At 45.5% G+C, this 18,618-nt stretch carries 19 protein-coding genes; 7 read left to right on the top strand and 12 right to left on the bottom strand.

The window, feature by feature from the left end; genetic code table 11:
• Positions 1–22: 22 nt before the first annotated feature.
• The 3 genes from rpsD to rplQ are packed head-to-tail and all read left to right on the top strand — an operon-like array spanning position 23 to position 2,063.
• Complete coding sequence (rpsD, locus tag BCU07_RS19180; protein ID WP_004738777.1) at positions 23–643, top strand: 30S ribosomal protein S4; 621 nt, start codon at positions 23–25, stop codon at positions 641–643.
• A 22-nt stretch (positions 644–665) separates the two neighbouring features.
• Entirely contained in the window at positions 666–1,658 is a 993-nt protein-coding gene (locus BCU07_RS19175) for a DNA-directed RNA polymerase subunit alpha (RefSeq protein ID WP_004729813.1), read from the top strand.
• 24 nt (positions 1,659–1,682) lie between these two features.
• Positions 1,683–2,063, top strand: coding sequence for a 50S ribosomal protein L17 (gene rplQ, locus BCU07_RS19170; RefSeq protein ID WP_004729812.1), 381 nt, complete (start codon positions 1,683–1,685; stop codon positions 2,061–2,063).
• Positions 2,064–2,405: 342 nt separating this feature from the next.
• Here rplQ and BCU07_RS19165 read toward each other — a convergent pair whose 3' ends face one another.
• The gene (locus tag BCU07_RS19165) at positions 2,406–2,900 is read right to left on the bottom strand and encodes a DUF2780 domain-containing protein (RefSeq protein ID WP_017058875.1); all 495 of its coding nucleotides are present in this window, start codon (positions 2,898–2,900) and stop codon (positions 2,406–2,408) included.
• A 134-nt stretch (positions 2,901–3,034) separates the two neighbouring features.
• Positions 3,035–3,655, bottom strand: a complete 621-nt coding sequence (locus BCU07_RS19160; RefSeq protein ID WP_017078817.1) for an FKBP-type peptidyl-prolyl cis-trans isomerase — start codon at positions 3,653–3,655, stop codon at positions 3,035–3,037.
• A gap of 213 nt (positions 3,656–3,868) precedes the next feature.
• On the opposite strand from BCU07_RS19160, the gene BCU07_RS19155 reads away from it, so the two are divergent.
• The gene (locus tag BCU07_RS19155) at positions 3,869–4,453 is read left to right on the top strand and encodes a LysM-like peptidoglycan-binding domain-containing protein (protein WP_017068022.1); all 585 of its coding nucleotides are present in this window, start codon (positions 3,869–3,871) and stop codon (positions 4,451–4,453) included.
• Positions 4,454–4,512: 59 nt separating this feature from the next.
• Here the strand turns inward: BCU07_RS19155 and BCU07_RS19150 are convergent, their stop codons facing one another.
• From BCU07_RS19150 to BCU07_RS19105, 10 genes are all read right to left on the bottom strand, one after another.
• Positions 4,513–5,361, bottom strand: coding sequence for a DMT family transporter (locus BCU07_RS19150; RefSeq protein WP_102427905.1), 849 nt, complete (start codon positions 5,359–5,361; stop codon positions 4,513–4,515).
• Entirely contained in the window at positions 5,361–5,813 is a 453-nt protein-coding gene (locus BCU07_RS19145; RefSeq protein WP_017058878.1) for a GNAT family N-acetyltransferase, read from the bottom strand. The genes BCU07_RS19150 and BCU07_RS19145 overlap by 1 nt, the downstream gene beginning before the upstream one ends.
• 57 nt (positions 5,814–5,870) lie before the next feature.
• Positions 5,871–6,437: a Crp/Fnr family transcriptional regulator gene (locus BCU07_RS19140; protein WP_017067547.1), complete on the bottom strand. Its 567-nt coding sequence runs from the start codon at positions 6,435–6,437 to the stop codon at positions 5,871–5,873.
• Positions 6,438–6,508: 71 nt separating this feature from the next.
• Positions 6,509–8,263, bottom strand: coding sequence for a lysophospholipid acyltransferase family protein (locus tag BCU07_RS19135; RefSeq protein ID WP_102427906.1), 1,755 nt, complete (start codon positions 8,261–8,263; stop codon positions 6,509–6,511).
• Between the two features lie 12 nt (positions 8,264–8,275).
• The gene (locus BCU07_RS19130; protein WP_102333018.1) at positions 8,276–8,713 is read right to left on the bottom strand and encodes a YHS domain-containing (seleno)protein; all 438 of its coding nucleotides are present in this window, start codon (positions 8,711–8,713) and stop codon (positions 8,276–8,278) included.
• Between the two features lie 12 nt (positions 8,714–8,725).
• Positions 8,726–9,475 (bottom strand): NRDE family protein, encoded by a 750-nt coding sequence (locus BCU07_RS19125; RefSeq protein WP_102427907.1) that lies wholly within the window; start codon positions 9,473–9,475, stop codon positions 8,726–8,728.
• A 2-nt stretch (positions 9,476–9,477) separates the two neighbouring features.
• Positions 9,478–10,020 (bottom strand): hypothetical protein, encoded by a 543-nt coding sequence (locus BCU07_RS19120; protein ID WP_102427908.1) that lies wholly within the window; start codon positions 10,018–10,020, stop codon positions 9,478–9,480.
• A gap of 19 nt (positions 10,021–10,039) precedes the next feature.
• On the bottom strand, positions 10,040–11,173 hold the full coding sequence (locus BCU07_RS19115; RefSeq protein WP_102427909.1) for an ATP-grasp domain-containing protein: 1,134 nt from the start codon (positions 11,171–11,173) through the stop codon (positions 10,040–10,042).
• The gene (locus tag BCU07_RS19110; protein WP_017071303.1) at positions 11,170–11,757 is read right to left on the bottom strand and encodes a DedA family protein; all 588 of its coding nucleotides are present in this window, start codon (positions 11,755–11,757) and stop codon (positions 11,170–11,172) included. The genes BCU07_RS19115 and BCU07_RS19110 overlap by 4 nt, the downstream gene beginning before the upstream one ends.
• Before the next feature lie 286 nt (positions 11,758–12,043).
• Positions 12,044–14,020, bottom strand: coding sequence for a bifunctional 2',3'-cyclic-nucleotide 2'-phosphodiesterase/3'-nucleotidase (locus tag BCU07_RS19105; protein ID WP_102427910.1), 1,977 nt, complete (start codon positions 14,018–14,020; stop codon positions 12,044–12,046).
• Positions 14,021–14,434: 414 nt separating this feature from the next.
• Here BCU07_RS19105 and cysD point away from each other — a divergent pair, with 414 nt between their 5' ends.
• The 3 genes from cysD (at position 14,435) to BCU07_RS19090 (ending at position 18,618) form a co-directional block, all read left to right on the top strand.
• Complete coding sequence (gene cysD / locus BCU07_RS19100) at positions 14,435–15,379, top strand: sulfate adenylyltransferase subunit CysD (RefSeq protein ID WP_226088532.1); 945 nt, start codon at positions 14,435–14,437, stop codon at positions 15,377–15,379.
• Between the two features lie 18 nt (positions 15,380–15,397).
• Positions 15,398–16,828 (top strand): sulfate adenylyltransferase subunit CysN, encoded by a 1,431-nt coding sequence (gene cysN, locus BCU07_RS19095; protein WP_017058887.1) that lies wholly within the window; start codon positions 15,398–15,400, stop codon positions 16,826–16,828.
• A gap of 65 nt (positions 16,829–16,893) precedes the next feature.
• Positions 16,894–18,618: an SLC13 family permease gene (locus tag BCU07_RS19090; RefSeq protein WP_017067554.1), complete on the top strand. Its 1,725-nt coding sequence runs from the start codon at positions 16,894–16,896 to the stop codon at positions 18,616–18,618.

The raw sequence follows: 18,618 nt of genomic DNA, 5'->3' as shown, positions 1-18,618 counted from the left end.
CTAGGAATATTGGAGAAAGATCATGGCAAGATATTTGGGTCCTAAGCTTAAGCTTAGCCGTCGCGAAGGTACTGACTTATTCCTTAAGTCTGGTGTCCGTGCGATCGATACCAAGTGTAAAATTGATAACGCACCAGGTGTACACGGCGCTCGTCGCGGTCGTCTATCTGAGTATGGCGTTCAGCTTCGTGAGAAGCAAAAAGTTCGTCGTATTTACGGCGTTCTAGAAAAACAATTCCGCAACTACTACAAAGAAGCTGCACGTCTTAAAGGCAACACAGGTGCAAACCTGCTTCAGCTTCTTGAAGGTCGTCTTGATAACGTAGTTTACCGTATGGGCTTTGGCGCTACTCGTGCTGAATCTCGTCAACTAGTTAGCCACAAGTCTATTCTAGTTAACGGTAAAGTTGTAAACGTTCCTTCTTTCAAAGTAGCGGCAAACGACGTTGTTTCTATCCGCGAGAAAGCTAAACAGCAATCTCGTATTAAAGCGGCTCTAGAAGTTGCTGAACAACGTGAAAAGCCAACTTGGATTGAAGTAGATGCTGGCAAAATGGAAGGTACATTCAAGCGTATGCCTGAGCGTTCTGACCTATCAGCTGACATCAATGAACACTTGATCGTCGAACTTTACTCTAAGTAAGGTTAAAAAAAGAGAGGACACAATGCAGGGTTCTGTAACAGAATTTCTTAAGCCGCGTCTTGTTGACATTGAACAGATCAATACGACACACGCGAAAGTAACTCTTGAGCCATTAGAGCGCGGTTTCGGCCACACTCTAGGTAATGCTCTTCGCCGCATTCTTCTATCTTCTATGCCGGGTTGTGCCGTAACAGAAGTTGAAATTGAAGGTGTGCTACACGAATACAGCACTAAAGAAGGCGTTCAGGAAGATATCCTGGAAATCCTTCTAAACCTTAAAGGTTTGGCTGTACGCGTTGCTGAAGGCAAAGATGAAGTGTTTATTACACTGAACAAATCAGGCTCAGGCCCTGTTGTTGCAGGTGACATCACCCACGATGGTGATGTAGAGATCGCTAACCCTGAGCACGTAATTTGTCACCTAACGGATGACAACGCTGAGATCGCTATGCGTATCAAAGTAGAACGTGGTCGTGGTTACGTTCCAGCTTCAGCTCGTATCCATACTGAAGAAGATGAGCGTCCTATCGGTCGTCTACTAGTTGACGCTACTTACAGCCCGGTTGATAAAATCGCTTACGCTGTAGAAGCGGCACGCGTAGAACAACGTACTGATTTAGACAAGCTTGTTATCGATATGGAAACGAACGGTACTCTAGAACCTGAGGAAGCAATCCGTCGTGCAGCTACTATTTTAGCTGAACAATTGGATGCGTTCGTAGATCTTCGTGATGTACGTGTACCTGAGGAGAAGGAAGAGAAGCCAGAATTCGATCCTATCCTACTACGTCCTGTAGACGATCTTGAACTAACAGTTCGCTCTGCTAACTGTTTGAAAGCAGAAGCGATTCACTACATCGGTGATCTTGTACAGCGCACTGAGGTTGAGCTACTTAAAACGCCAAACCTTGGTAAGAAATCTCTTACAGAGATTAAAGATGTGCTTGCTTCACGTGGTCTTTCTCTAGGCATGCGTCTAGAAAACTGGCCACCAGCGTCAATCGCTGAAGATTAATCGAAAAGTTAGAAGGATTAGGTCATGCGCCATCGTAAAAGTGGTCGTCAACTCAACCGCAACAGCAGTCATCGCAAAGCGATGTTCAGCAACATGGCTAGCTCTCTTGTTCGTCACGAAGTTATTAAAACTACCGTGCCTAAAGCAAAAGAACTACGTCGCGTAATTGAGCCATTGATTACCCTAGCTAAGACAGACAGTGTTGCTAACCGTCGTCTTGCATTTGCTCGCACTCGTGATAACGAAGTTGTGGCAAAACTATTTAATGAACTAGGCCCGCGTTTCGCGGCTCGCCAAGGTGGTTACACTCGCATTCTTAAATGTGGTTTCCGTACTGGTGATAAAGCTCCAATGGCTTACATTGAGCTTGTAGACCGCCCAGCTGCTGAAGAAGCTGCTGAGTAATCTATACTAGATTCTTAATACAAAAGCCGAGCATTAGCTCGGCTTTTTTGTGTCTGTAGAACAAGGAAAAGATAATAGAAATTGCACCATGATGTTTGGCACTTTTTGCTTGTCTTATCTGCTCCAATTTTCAAAAATGTCTCGTATCTCGTATCTCGTATCTCGTATCTCGTATCTCGTATCTCGTATCTCGTATCTCGTATCTCGTATCTCGTATCTCGTATCTCGTATCTCGTATCTCGTATCTCGTATCTCGTATCTCAAATATCTTTTCTTCCACGCACAAAAAAGAGCACCGAAGTGCCCTTATTAGATTTTAAGCTAGCTATTAATAACTAACGATTATTGCCATATAGCTGAAAGTGAATCCATCAGGCCGCTCGTTGCACCTTGTGACTGCAGTGCTTGAAGAATGATGGGTGCAAATGTTGTAACCATTGATGGATCCATACCTAATCCAGAAAACGCACTTTCAACGGCACCTTGTGAGCTTAGTAGCGATGATAGCCCCGTAGACTCAAGGCTCGACATGCCTGGAATAAGTGTCGCGAGTTCTTTGTTGTCGGCTGTGCCAAGTGAGTTTTGTGCAAGGGCCAACATTGAACCAATACCGCCAACTGCTTGGTCGCTGGTAACAGAAGCTTGGTCAGCTACCGTATCCACAAGTGGTGTTGTTTCGTTCTGCTGAGACCACATATTCACTGCTGCCATTAGTGCAGTTTGTGATAGTTGGGAATAGTTGGTATCTGATGATGAACTGGTTTGTTCAGAGTCGCTAGTGCTAGCGCAAGAGACAACAGCAAGGCTGCTTAAAACTGTGATGAGTACTTTCTTCATTATTCGTCCTTAAGTAATAAAGTAATTTACTCTTTCACTATAAACGAAAAACGGCGATGTAGTCACATCGCCGTTGGATTATTTCAATTTTATTTGCCAATAGTATTTTGTTTTACTAAAGGTTTTTATAAAAATTAAAGAATAGCTAGAAGTTCTACTTCAAATACTAGAGCAGCAAATGGTGGGATTGCAGCACCTGCGCCACGCTCACCGTATGCTAGATCTTGAGGGATGTATAGCTTCCACTTAGAGCCAACAGGCATCATTTGTAGAGCTTGTACCCAACCTTGAATTACGCCAGTTACTGGGAATTCAGCAGGTTGACCGCGAGATACAGAGCTGTCGAAAACAGTACCGTCAGTTAGTTCGCCGTGGTAGTGAACACGTACTTGCTTGTCTGCAGTAGGGATTTCGCCAGTACCTTCAGTTAGTACTTCGTACTGAAGACCAGACTCAAGAACTGTTACTTCTGAACGAAGAGCGTTGTCAGTTAGGAAAGCTTCGCCGTCAGCTGCTGCTGCTTTAGCTAGTTCTTGACGTGCAGCTTCACCACGAGTGTGTAGCTCTTGTAGTGCGTTGTTGATTTCGTCAACTTCGATAGCTGGCATGTCACCAACTAGAGCTGTTGCGATACCAGCAGCGATTGCGTCAACGTTTAGGCCTTCAAGACCAGAACCAGCAAGTTGTTGGCCCATTTGTAGACCGATACCGTAGCTAGCTTTTTGCTCTACAGTTTCAAATTTTACTTCAGACATGAAAAGTCACTCTTTTTGTCAGTACGAAAAGGGTAAGAATACCAGTATTAGCAGCGTGAAGAAACGGCTAGTCCCTGATCACTTGCGCTTTACCGTGCCCAAATCACAGCCATGTCAATTTTCTCGCTTTGGGCCTTGTTGTGACGGAAAGATCTATACTGTTGGTACTTTGGTTTTTATACTGTAGTTATTCAATGTATAGGACGCAGTGGTATGAATCGTCGTCAAAAGAAAAAACAGAAAGTTGACCACTTAGCAGAATTCAAGGATCGACTGAATCAGGTCAAAGAGAAATTGAGTTCGATCGATGTGAAGAAAATGAAAACCTCGACAGCGCAAACTTGGGGTTCATTGCCGAAGTTACACCAAAGACTGTTGATGGTGATTTCTCCGATCGTACTGATATTACTTTTTGTGCCGCTACCAGAACCTAAAGTAGACACAGCTCCAACAACATCGCGCGTTGAGCTTGAAATAAACACCGTCGGCTTAAGCGAACAGCAAAATGCCAAGAACAGCTCATTAGAACCGAGTAACAAAAATTGGCAGGAGTACCTTGTTAAGCAAGGGGATACGTTAGCGCAGGTTTTTCGAAACAACGATTTGCCATTGTCTGACTTGAATGCGTTAGTGCGAATTGAAGGTGCAGATAAGCCGCTCAGTCAGATTCGTAAAGGCCAGCTGGTTCGTTTCAAACTTGCTGAAACTGGGCAGTTGGACATTCTTCAGCTAGAGAAAGGCGACACTTCGGTGATGTTCTTCCGCTTATCCGATGGTGGCTTTGGTCGCAGTAAGTAGATGAATAGTGAGCCTGAGTTAAAGCGCTTCACCAGACACAGATAAACGATAGAAAAGAGCTAAGCATTAGCTCTTTTTTTTGGTCGCTTGAAAGGGGCGAGTGGCAAGATGATAAGCATGATTCCGATAAAGGTTAATGTATCCGGAATCTCATCGAACCATATTGCACCTATTAGCGCGACAAACACCAATCCTGAATACTCAGCCAAGGCAATTTGGCTAGAGTGTGCTTTTTGATAGGCAGCAATCGCAAGGCCGTTGTAACTTAAGATTAGCGTCGCACTCAGGGCTATGTATCCCAAATGCTCCACAGACACTGGCTGCCAGTATAAGAAGCACAGTACTAATGAGGCTGGGATAGAGAATAAGGTTGTCCACCACAGCGTAGTGACCACCGTTTGCTCACTAGGAAGCTTTCTTACGAGTACATTAAATAGTGCTAGGGTGAGTGCTGTCCCCAAAGCAAACAGTGCCGCCCAATGAAATTGTGATGGCCTCAAGACAATCAATGCACCAATAAAACCTATGGTTGTGCCGATAACCTTGCCGAGTGCCGGTTGCTCTTTCAATAGCAACATTGAGAGCGGCAACATCAGTAAAGGCGCGACATAAAATACTGCGTTGGCGGTTGCCAAAGACAAGTGAGTGATCGCGACCACCATGCACCCACTGCCGATCAGAATTAACTGACCTCGAATGAAGGTTACCTTAGCCTGCTGTAAGCGCCGTTGTTCTTTTTTCTGCTGTAGCCACAAAGGGGTGATGATGACCAGAGATATCAACTGTCGGAAAAAAATATACTGTAAGGGCGGTACTTCGCCATTTAACAGCTTCACCGCTACGTCGGAAAGCGAGGCAAACAAGTTACCTGCAACCAACAATAGAATACCGGCAGTGATATTCGTCATTATTTTTCTAATCTCATGTCTATATGAGGAATGTCATCTTCGAGATACATATCCGAGATGGTGTTGAAGCCGTGGCTCGCATAGAAGTTTTCTAGGTGTTGCTGCGCGCCAATATCAATGGCCGTATTTGGCCAAAGAGCCTCGCAGCGTGTTAATGCTTCTTTGATTAATTGATGCCCCAAGCCACCACCTCTTGCCGATTGCTTGGTTGCGACTCGACCGATGCTGGTGTTGTCGTAAGAGGTACCTGGTGGTAATAAACGTGCACACGCTACCAACTCTTCATCAGCATAGCCAAGCAGGTGCTCAACACCCGCGAGTGTATCTTTACCGTCCAGCTCTGGATAAGGACAAGTCTGCTCGACCACAAATACATCGACTCTTAATTTAAGTAGTTGATAAAGCTGTTGTGTTGAGAGTTCAGAAAAAGGAATTGAGTGCCAAGTGATCATGTTTACATCCAGAGATTATCGATGCTCTGAATGTACTATGCGCGATGATTGTTGGCATTAACTATTGTTAATTCGACCTTTAATTCTGCTCAGGCTGATTGCGGTTATTCCTAGGTAGGCTGCAATTTGATTGTCGTTCAAGCGCTGCTCAAGGTCGGGATAGTGCTCGCAGAACAGCTGATAGCGTTGCTCTGGTGTATAGAGCAGCATGAAGCGTTCTTTGTTTTCCTTATGCATCAGTTGTGTTTCTAACAGCTTTAAATACAAAGGATTATTTGATGCACGCCACTCGATAACCGCATTCATTGGCAGCTCTAACATGGTGATGGGTGTCAGCGTTTCTAATAGGTAAGGAGAGGCTTGGTTCTTTATCAGACTCTCAAAGCCGATGATCCAATCTTGTTCCCAATAGAACTCTTTGCTGTATTGCTTACCATCATCAGTGAGGTAGCAGGCATGGCACAAGCCTTCAAGTACAAAGTAGATTGAACTCGCCATCTCACCTTGATTGATCAAGATGTGTCTGGTTGGCAGCTCAAGTGGCTTGGCGACAGCGAGTAGAGATTCAATCTGGCTTTCAGAGAAGTCGAAGCTTTGCAGTTGTTCGATAAAAGAGGTGTGCATGAAAATAACCTATCCCAAATAAGTGCCGAAATCATCGCACTTATTTGGAGAGAGGTACAGAGCAGGATAAATCAGAGGCGTGCGTGTTGCTCTAGGTAATCTTGAGCAAGTTCTCTGCCCATGTATTTACCTAAGGTCTTCAATGGAACCTTCTTAAGGTTCACCACAATCAAGCCATCCAAGGCCTCATTAAACGATGGGTCGACATTAAAACACACCAGTTTACCGTTCATCCCTAGATATTGGCGCAGCAGTACCGGCAGGCCTTTACCTTGCTCCATGCGTGCTAACACTTTAGAGAGCAGAGGCACACTCGCCAGTGAAGAGAGCAGGTGATTTTGCCAGAACACATGACTGCTGGTATTGAGTGGTGACGAAGGTGAAACCAAATTCGCCTTTTCCTCATCATAATGGTGGATTGATAACGTGGTCGCGATCAACAGACGCGCATTGTGGCTGTAATCATTGCTGATACTGACTGGGCCGAACAGATGGGTATATTGAGGGTGACGAGAAACAAAAGTCGCAATGCCTTTCCACAATAGTAACAGGGAGTTCAGGCTCTTTTGGTAAGGTTTACTTACTACCGATCGCCCAAGCTCAATGCTGTTTTCTAACGTATCAATGAATTCTTGGTTGTAGTTAAACAGGCTACGAGAGTAGAGCTGATCAAGCCCGTGCTCAGCGATGAGTTTGTCGACCATACCGAGTCGATACGCGCCAACCAGTTCTGCCTTGGTTTTATTCCACACAAACAGTTGATGGTAGTAAAGGTCATACTCATCTAAATCACAGGCCAGCCCGCTGCCTTCTCCGACTTCTCTAAAGCTTTCTTCTCTTACTCGACCAATCTCGCGCATTAAGTTAGGAATGGATTGGCTTGGTGTGCAGTAGACCTCAAAGTTCCCTTGCTCGAGCAGTTTCATCTCTTCAGGGAGTGAGTCTATCTCTATTGATAAGACTTCTGGTGGAATAGGCGCTATCACTTGGGTATCGAAAGAGGGCGCGTGGATTGGCGTGTTCGGACTATCTTGTTGACTCATTAGATAGGTATTAAGTCGTAGGTAGTTGACGATATCCATCTCTTTTTCAAACGATTTTATCTCTGAATACGGAATCGATGAGCCAATCGAGATAGAGATAGTTGTCGCTTGTTTATTAAGAAGTTCACGCCCGAGTAGAGCGGTTCTCAACAGTGGATGAACACGACCCGCTTGATAGAAAAGCTCACTGTTCTTGCCATTGATAAAGATAGGTACCGTGGTGGCTTGGTGACGTTTGACGAATTTCGCTACCGACTTGCTCCACTCGATGTCTGTCAGTGTTTTTGCCCCTTTACGGTAGCTTGATACTTCACCTGCTGGGAATACAATCAATAGTCCACCATCAGCCAAATGACGATTGGCATCTCGAATCGCTTTGGCATTGGTGCGTTTCGATTCTTTACTGTTAAAGACATCGACACCGATGAAAAGATCATCCAGTTCAGGCAGGCGCTTAAGTAACTCATTGGCCAGCACCTTCACATCCTTTCTTACTGATCCTACGAGATCGGCAAGGATCACGCCTTCGATGGCGCCAAGCGGGTGGTTCGCCACAATCACGACAGGCCCTTCTTCCGGGATGTTTTCCGTGCTTCCCGATGCAACCGAGTAGTCGATATTGAGCGCCGACAGAGTGTAATTCATGAATTCGAAGCTAGATAACTCGTTTTTACGATCTTGGTAGAGTCGGTCTAGCTTAGATAGCCCAGTTGCCCACTCGACAACAGACTCACCTAAACCAAAAGGCGTGTAACGTGGTAAACGAAAAGGACTATCAATCATAATGAAATTACCTTACTTAATCAGTTGCGGCCAAACTTTATCGGCTTGTTGAATATGCTGTGCTTGGTCTTGTTCCCAGCGCTGCTTAATCTCTTGGTCGTAGTTGAGGTAAAGCTTGTTATCAACAATCGTCCATTGATGTGGGTCACTCGGTGCAAAGTCGCTCTTCGCTGATACTGCCCAAGCGCAATAGCCACCATATTGAGGGGCATATTTTTCAGGATTATTAACAAATAAAGTCAGATTCTTTTCAGAAGAGAAATACCAATCCGCCCCTTTGTACTCAGTGCTGAATTTTTTACTGCCTTCAATGGGCTTACCGGAAGTGAAATATGCGACGGTATCGTAGCCATCGAGCGCCTTACTGCTAAAGAAACCAGTGTAGATTTCATCGGCGGCAAATACGTACGGGCTAACAAGTAGCAGAACCATGGTGAATAGTTTTCTCATGATGGACTCCATCTATAGATTGATTGCGGGTGATAAATCAAAGGTAAAGCGCTGCTGATTTATCTGACATGGTTTAATGGGTTCGCATGGTGAGCCGGGTGCATAAAACATAGAGGCTTGACCATGCAGGTTACGTAAGTGTGTAAAGCTCACGGTATGTGCGTCTTCGCGATGCATACAGGTCGCTAAATGAGGTTGCTCATTGTGATGGTGAGAGTGGAACATCAGTAAGTTCTGTTGATTCTTACCTGCCGCCATGAGCTGATCATATTTTGCTTGTCGGTAGGCTTGCACTCGCTCTAAATCAACACCGGATGAGAAGAGTGGAGAATCAGTGTCGACTATTTTCTGTTGAATACCATCCCACATGTAGGCGATAACCAGACCATTGTGTTGGGTTAGATTGGGCGCGAAAGCTAGCAAGGTAAATGGGGCAAAAGAGTGTAGGTCTAGCTTGTGAAACGCTTCAGATAGCTGACTGATATTACGACTCGATGATAGGTTTTTAAGTAGCAAACCGCGGCTGACTAAAGGGCCAGCGGGCACTGTGCCTTGATAGTTATTGAGTAGGCATAGCGAAAGCCCGAACTCACTAATACTTATCCAGCTACCGCCGCCAGTTGGGTCGAGTGGCATGATGATATCGACGCCGTTAACTCGATATTGTTTAGGTGGCATCGCCAGTGCCCGTGTCTTTTGTTCATCACGATTAAAGAAGACCTGATAGCCATTGTCTTCAAGTAGCCAAGATACTGAACACATGATTATTGCTCCCTCAGATAGCTGCTGGTGGTTGGGGCATAACCAAAGGTGTTGCAGGTCTCGACGTCTAGGAAGGTGGTGATCACCTTGATCATCGCGTAATGATGATTGGCATGCAGTGCGGCAAAGGTGACCTCTCTTTCGAGCGTTGAAGGCAGGCTTGCGAACACTTGAGCATCCATCGAAACCTCGGTTTGGATCATGATAGGCGCTTCGAGATCTCGACGGTCTAATCGTTCAAGCCAGTTGATCACATAGTGGATCTCTTTGACTGCAATAGAGCGGTCGTATTCGACAGGATGACCACGACGACGAGTGTTGTAATCAACGGCCTCATCCTCTTTTAAAATCAAGGCGTGAAAAAGATCCAGTGTGTGACGAGTATGTTCACCGATAGAGCTTGTAACGTGTGGCTTTGCTCGTGTCAGGTAATCGCTGTCAGAAATCGCTAACAAAAACTCTAGACCCTGATTCAATATCTCTACCGCTCCCTTGATACTAGGAGAGAAAGAAGTAAGGGCGCTCGGTTGGGCTATGGGGTTCATTCATGATCCTCGTGCAAAGTTAGTCGGTAGTCGGATATTGTTGAACAAGACGTCGCTCTTCTTGCCACGCCGCAAATAAGCTCTTGAAAGAAGGGGATTGGTGGCCTCGTTGTTTTTGCTGAGCGCCAATATCAAAAAGAATGCGATATTGCAGGAGTAGCGTAGAAAATATCTCTCGTAATGGGGTGTTGCGATCCCAGATATGTCCAGCCTCACTGCTTGCGCCATTGACCTCAAGAATCGTGAAATCCTCACCGTTCATTAGGCTGTACATGTCTTTAAACTTGACGTCGAGTCGACCAAAGTGAAAGCCATCGAAGTCGTCGAATATCTCGTCTAAGCGTTCTGTTAGAGCCTGAGTGATGTATTGATTACCGTCTCGGAAGATACAGCCACGGCTATGGCTGCCTGCAAACGCGAGTTGGAACTCTTCACCCTCTGCGAGCACTTGATCCAATTTATCTTCATGCCTTGGTAGATACAGGTGGCTGAGTTGCCCAGCGCGCGGGCTGTTTTCAATTAACTGCTTGAGTGTCGACTTGCCATCACCCATCACCATTGGCGCATATTTGAGTGTGATCGAGATGATCTCACCTTGCTTTTTGTTTGGGTAACGAACGTAGAAAACACCCGCTTCGGCTTGATAAGGCGCCTTTTTCTGCAATAGAAAGCGAGCATTATTTGGGAAAGATTCAACATATTGCTCAAGTTGATCTTGGTTGTTGATCAGCTTAACGCCAACACCTCGACAGCCAAGATCCGGCTTTGCCACGATAGGGAAATCAAGATCCGTTTGTATGAGTGCGCTGCGTGCGTCTTCGGCTTGTTTTTTACTGCCGAGATCCGTTTTGGTTAGGGTTATAAACGGTGAGATCCAACGCTGACTTGAAGATCCGGCAAGGCTCAATATCTCGTGTTTTGATTCGCCTACCATGCCGCTTAACTTGATGCTCGGGTTGGCGATGAGCGGCAGCGCCCAGTCAAAGTGCCGTAACCCTTGCATCAGGCTTTGAATGACCACTGGCGTGTAGAAGAACCAAGTCGGAAGAAACTCATAAGGAGAGACACTTCGCACGGTATCTTTTTCAAGCAGAGGCATACCTGCATTAATTTGATGTGCGGGAATGATGCGAATATCTTGCGGTGAACTCATGATAGCCCTCTAGAGTAGGTTTTATTCATTAATCGATTGCCGATAAACAGCAAAACGATGGCACACGGGATGATGATCCATTGATATTCAGAGGCTTGCAGCCAGGCTGATGTCCCTAAATAGTAGATGGCAGAGAAGACAATGCCAGTCCAGAGCGCAGTTGCGCTGATGACGGCAAATAAGAAAGTAGGCAGTGGGATGGCGAAAAAGCCACTCAGAGTAAAACCAACGGTGCGTAGCCCAGGAATAAAGCGGATAACAAAAAGGCTGCTGAATGCGTTTTGGCGTAATTTGGTACGAAGCGAACGAAAGTACTTATTGGTGAGGGCTTTATATCGAACGCCTCGGAAGTAACGTCCTGATTTACCAAGGTAATAAAGACCAAGATCACCAGTGGCAATGCCAATGAAAATTGCAAGTAACGCATATTGCGGTGGGATGAGTGCTTGAGTCGCTAAACCAGCGGCCGTCACGATTGCCAGATCTTCAAGCAGGTAAGAAAGCGCGATAATGCCAAGCATCAGCCATAGCAGCGACTCCTCCCCTGAATGTAACCATGCTTGAATGCTCTCGACGGTGCCCATCAAATGTCCTTATCTATCCTATAGATGAATGGCTTGTCGGCCATTCATTGAGTGTAGTAAATTAAATAGACAGGAGGAGCTCAGAAAAACTTACAGCGAATTGCTGCTTTTTTACGTTGATTGGATTCAATAGGTGATTTGAGGTGTGCGATATTAGGCGAAGAATGAGCAGGAGTTTAAGCTTCGAAAGCTGAGGCCTTACACTAAGAATTTAGATAAGAAAAGAAAAAGGCTGAGTCGTTAAACTCAGCCTTTTAGAAGGTTAACTATTGATTACTAGAGTAATCTATTTAGTTAGATCAATTTGGTAAACGCCGAAACCAACATCGTCAGTGGCAACACGTTTCATTGGGTATTGACCCTTCTCTTTAATGAACTGTGCCGCTTTCTCACTTGGCGACGTTTCAAAGCGGATATCTAGCTTTTTATCCGTTTTGATTGGTGCGAATGACCAGTTGTTGTCCGCGCTTGGGCTAACTTGACCTTGCTCTTTGCTTACGCGAGAGATGTAGTTCGCCAGTACAGTACGGTTCTCATCTGGTGCATCAAATGCGATGAAGTCTTCACCTGTGCCTGGGAATTTAGCGCTGTAAGCTCGGTAGTTGTTGGTTGCGATCAGGAAGTCTTGCTTCATGTCGATTGGCTTACCTTGGTAAGTTAGGCCAACAATACGCTGAGAATCAGGGTTAACGACTTTACAGTTTGCATCGTATTTCGCAGGCTGAGTTACGTCGATTTGGTAATCCACACCGTCGATAACATCGAAGTTGTAAGTACGGAAGTTATCCCACTCAATCAGCTGTTGTGGTGCTGTTGAGTTCACATCGATTTGGTTGAATTGGCCAGCAGAACACTCAAGCCACTCTTTTACTTCGTGACCTGTTACCTTCATTGCAACTAGCGTGTTCGGGTAAAGGTATAAGTCAGCCGCGTTACGGAATGTCAGTTGGCCAGATTCAACCTCAGTGAAGTTCGCTGGGTCATTCTTACGGCCACCGGCTTTGAATGGCGCAGCAGCAGAAAGTACTGGCGTACCGTCTAGGTCTGGGTCACCTTGGATGAACTGTTCAACGTAATCTTTCTGTGCAAGGTTAACGATTTGAACTGTTGGATCGTCTTGTACTAGAGACAAGAAGCTGTACATCACATCGTCTGCTTTACCAATCGGTTGGTTAACAAACTCACGAGTACCAGCGTGATCTTTTTCTAGTGCCGTTACGATGCCTTCATCAGCAGCAGCAAGAGATTTCTTCTCGATCTTGTCGTAGATAGGGCGTGCTTCTGATTGGCCTTTAACGACTTCCCACTTACCGTCTTTTTGTGCAAGTGTTAGATCCATAACACCAACGTGGCTACCCCAACGACCTGGCATTACTGCCGCAACGCCGTTCATTGTGCCAGTTTCGTTGTCGATGCCTTGAATGTCATCAAAACCTTTACCTGGGAAAACTGCGTGAGAGTGGCCGAATGCGATCGCATCGATGCCGTCTACTTCAGATAGGTAGAACGTTGAGTTCTCTTCGCCATTTTTGTATGGGTCAGTTGATACGCCTGAGTGAGGGATAGCAACGATAACTTCAGCGCCTTCCGCTTTCATTTGAGGCACTAACTCGTTAGCTGTCTCAATGATATCGCGAGCGATTACTTTACCTTCAAGGTTCTTCTTATCCCACGTCATGATTTGTGGTGGAACGAAACCGATGTAGCCGACTTTTACTTCATGCTCTACGCCTGCAGTATCTTCAAACGTGTGCGTCTTGATGATGTAAGGTGTGAAGTAGTGTTCTTTGGTTTTTGCGTCGTAAACGTTAGCACTGATGTACGGGAAATCAGCGTCGTTGATTGACTCTTCTAGGAAATCAAGACCGTAGTTGAATTCGTGGTTACCTAGGTTTGCAGCGTCGTAGCTTAGCTGGTTCATAGCTTTGTATGCAGGGTGAACTTCACCCGCTTCGATGCCTTTGTCTGCCATGTAGTCACCCATTGGGCTACCTTGCAGCAAGTCACCGTTATCAACTAATACGCTGTTGGTTACTTCGCTTTGAGCTTCTTTTACTAGAGTTGCAGTACGTGCTAAGCCAATTTTTTTCGATGGCTTGTCTTTGTAGTAGTCGTAATCCATTAGGTTGGTATGGATATCCGTCGTTTCTACGACACGTAATTTAATCACTTCATCGGTATCTGGTGTTGTTGTGCAGCCTGCTAAAGTCAAACCAAGACCCGCAAGTACAGCCAATGACAAAGGTTTCATTGCAACTTTCATTTTGTAGCTCCAAAGTGGATAGTAGAAAATTCGTTGCGTAATGTAACAAAATGGAATGAAACAATGATTACAACGAATGTTAATTCGTGACTTAGATCGATTACTTTATGGTGTTCTGCAAGACGCCTCCCAAACCTGATTAATCGATGTGCAACTGATATCGATAATATTAGTCCATTCATTTCACCTGCTTATCGATAAATTCAATCCCTTATCAGCTTTTCGAATAAAAAATGAAATTTTAGAATTTCCAGTAATATGAGAGGCTCGTCATAATGCCTATATCAAGGACGTATCAGGCAGACGAATAGCAAGGATAGCTCAACACGAAGCTTCTGTTTTCTTCTAGTGCCAATACTCCCATTCACTCAAGTGGATGAGTTAAATCCCATGCTTGGCAAGACCAAGTAATGAATTGCTCGTAACGCGAGCCTTAAAGGAAGCACTGAAATGGACCAAGAACGTTTAACCCACCTAAAACAGCTCGAAGCGGAAAGTATTCATATTATCCGTGAAGTGGCGGCTGAGTTTGATAACCCAGTGATGATGTACTCCATCGGAAAAGATTCTTCTGTGATGCTTCATTTAGCTCGCAAAGCGTTTTATCCAGGCAAGATTCCATTCCCGCTATTGCATGTAGATACGGATTGGAAATTCCGCGAGATGATTGAGTTTCGTGATCGTACGGCTAAAAAGTACGGCTTCGACCTTTTAGTACATAAGAACCCAGAAGGTATTGAGATGGGTTGTAGCCCATTTGTACATGGTTCTTCGAAGCACACTGACATCATGAAAACACAGGGCCTTAAGCAGGCGTTAAACAAGTATGGGTTCGATGCGGCTTTTGGTGGTGCGCGTCGTGATGAAGAAAAATCTCGTGCGAAAGAACGTGTTTATTCTTTCCGTGATAAGAACCATACGTGGGATCCAAAAAACCAGCGTCCAGAGCTTTGGCACACCTACAACGGTCAGGTTAATAAGGGCGAAAGCATTCGTGTCTTCCCGCTATCTAATTGGACTGAGCTCGATATCTGGCAATACATCTATCTAGAGAGCATCGATATTGTTCCACTTTACCTTTCAGACAAACGCCCTGTAGTTGAGCGTGATGGCATGCTGATCATGGTTGATGATGACCGTATGGAGCTGCAAGAAGGTGAAGTGATTGAAGAGAAAAGCGTTCGTTTTCGTACTTTAGGCTGTTACCCACTAACCGGAGCGGTTGAATCTGAGGCGAATACGCTAACGGGCATTATTGAAGAAATGCTGGTGGCGACGTCTAGTGAGCGTCAAGGTCGAGCGATTGACCATGATCAGTCGGGCTCTATGGAGCTGAAAAAGCGCCAAGGTTATTTCTAAGAATCTAAGGAAAGAAAAATGAATAGTGCAGTAGAAGCCGAATTGGCTGAACTAGGGATTGAAGGTTATCTAAGTCAGCATCAGCATAAATCTATGCTTAGATTTTTAACTTGTGGCTCGGTAGATGACGGTAAAAGTACGCTAATCGGTCGCTTACTCCATGATACAAAACAGATTTATGAAGATCAGCTAGCGGCGGTTCACTCGGATAGCCAACGAGTGGGAACGACAGGTGAGAAACCTGATTTGGCACTGCTTGTTGATGGTCTGCAGGCTGAGCGTGAGCAAGGGATCACGATCGATGTGGCTTACCGCTACTTCTCGACTCAAAAACGTAAGTTCATTATTGCTGATACTCCTGGGCATGAGCAGTATACGCGCAACATGGCAACAGGCGCTTCAACGTGTGATCTGGCGGTGATCTTGATTGATGCTCGTAAGGGCGTTCTGGATCAAACACGTCGTCACTCGTTTATCTCTAACCTGCTTGGTTTGAAGCATTTCATCGTTGCTGTAAACAAGATGGATCTCGTGGATTACGCGCAAGATCGTTTTGAAGAAATTCGCGATGAATACCTAGAGTTTGCAGAAAACCTAGAAGGCGAAACCAATATTCAGATCTTGCCAGTATCGGCACTTGAAGGTATTAACGTTGCTGCGCCAAGCAAAGAGCTTGCATGGTTCGAAGGCCCATCTCTGCTAGAAGTGTTAGAGAACGTCGACATTGACCAAAAGCGTTCGGCAGGTGAATTCCGATTCCCAGTTCAGTACGTCAATCGTCCTAACTTAGACTTCCGCGGTTTTGCTGGCACCGTTGCCTCTGGCCGTGTCAGTGTCGGTGATGAAATCAAGGCGCTGCCGTCGGGTAAAACCTCTAAGGTTGCACGCATTGTAACTTTTGATGGTGATTTGGAGTCTGCGCAAGCGGGCTTGGCAGTAACACTGACCCTTGAAGATGAGATTGATATCAGTCGTGGTGATTTGATTGTGCTAGAAAACGCGCAGATTGAATCCACTAACCACGTATTGGCTGACATCGTGTGGATGACAGAGCAACCATTGCAACCGGGCAAAGCTTACGACATCAAGATCGCAGGCAAGAAAACCGTTGGTCAGGTTGAAACGGTTCGTCACCAATACGACATCAACAACCTATCGACTCACGCTGTCGATGAGTTGCCATTGAATGGTATTGGTTTGTGTGAATGGTCATTGAACGAGACTGTCGCGCTGGATAAATACCGTGAAAGTGCCGATACCGGTGGCTTCATCGTTATCGACCGACTAACCAACGTGACGGTTGGCGCGGGTTTGATTCGAGACCGTTTGGACTCTGTTGAACAGCAAGTCGGTAACTTCTCTGCATTTGAACTTGAGTTCAACGCATTGGTTCGCAAACATTTCCCTCATTGGGATGCCAAAGATCTAAGCCAACTACTGAAGTCATAAACGACCAAGTAACAGCTTATTGAATCAGGCGGAAACCGATCGTTTCCGCCATAAAGGACGGGTATATGTGGCAACAAGGATTTGTATTAGCGATTTTGCTCGGCATCATTACTTGCCTGCTCGTTACCCGTATTAAGCCAAGCTTTATCTTTGCTGGCGCGGCGTTTATTGCTTTTATGGCTGGCATGATCGACTTGTCGAGCTTGGCTAATAACTTCACTAACTCCTCGTTACTGACTTTAATTCTTCTGATCCTCGCATCAAGTGCGTTGGAGAAAACTCGCTTAATCAGCTGGGTTAGCCGCAATATCTCTGAAGGTAGGCTAGGTACCGTGGTTGCGAAGTTGGGTATTTCTACAGCGTTACTTTCTTCTTTTACTAATAACACCGCGGTGGTTGTTTCTTTGATCGGGGCGATCAAACGTAATCAACAGCACGCGCCGTCTAAGTTACTTATCCCTTTGTCATACGCTGCCATCTTAGGTGGCACCCTGACATTGATCGGCACCTCTACCAATTTGATCATCAATAGTTTTGTTGAAGATGCAGGTTTACCGAGCTTAAACTTTTTCACACCTACCTTGATCGGTTTAGCGGTTTTGGTCGGTGGGGTATTGATCCTTATTCCTCTTAGCTATTTTCTACCCAGCTACGATGATGGTTCTCAAGATGATCTGCCTTACTTTCTCGAGGCGCGAGTTGAGCCAGGTTCTCCATTAGTTGGCCGTAGCGTCAGTGAAAATAATCTTAGAGCTCTTAGAAAACTGTTCTTAGCCGAAGTGATTCGAGACGGTAAAACCACCGCGTCGATTGACCCTGATTTTATTCTTCAAGCTCGTGACCGATTGCTGTTTTGTGGTGATGTTGAGAGCGTGGCGACACTGCAAGAAATCCAAGGTTTAACCCTGTTTGGTCAGCATCATTTGAATGGCCAGAGCTTTGTTGAAGTGGTGGTGAGTTCGTCGGCAAGTTTTTGTAACAAAACCCTGAAAACCAGCCAATTTAGAGATCGTTTCGATGCGGTTGTGGTTGCTATTCGTCGTGGCCATGAACGCCTAGAAGGTGGGCTAGGGAATATCACATTGACCGCTGGTGATACCTTGATTTTGGTTCCAGGTAAACGCTTTGAAGAACAGCGCCAACAACACAACAAAGAGTTTGTGTTGATGAATGACTTAGATTCGAGTGCCAAGCTTGATGCCGACAAATCGACGTTCGTGTTGCTCGGCTTTGCTAGCGTGATTGGTTTAGCCCTTATCGATGCAGTACCTATTATCAAAGGCTTAGCTGGTTTTCTACTGTTGCTGGTGGCATTTGGCGTGGTGCAACTGGGTGAGCTCCGCCGCCGTTTCCCAGTCGATATTGTGGTGATCGTGGGCTCTGCACTTTCTATTGCTCAACTGATGATTTCATCGGGTTTATCTGAGCGGATGGGGCTGATGTTTATGGAGGCGTTTAATGGCTGGGGCGTATTCGGTGCGTTAGTTGCTACCTACTTTATGACTTTGGTTTTGACAGAGCTGGTGACCAATAATGCGGCTGCAGCACTCTCATTTCCGATTGGCTACAGTATGGCAGTAGGTTATGGCGTTGACCCTATGCCGTTCATCATGGCGGTACTGTTTGGTGCCAGTGCCAGTTTTATCTCTCCATACGGCTACCAAACCAACTTACTTGTTTATAGCGTAGGTAATTACCATTTAACGGATTATCTGCGTATCGGCATTCCAATCTCGATTGTATATTCGGGCTTGGTGCTGACCCTAATTCCTTATTTTTTCCCATTTTAA

This window comes from Vibrio sp. 10N.261.54.E10, from assembly GCF_002877735.2.
In the GTDB taxonomy this organism is placed as follows: Bacteria; Pseudomonadota; Gammaproteobacteria; order Enterobacterales; family Vibrionaceae; genus Vibrio; species Vibrio crassostreae_C.
This window is presented reverse-complemented; position numbering and strand designations above follow the sequence as displayed.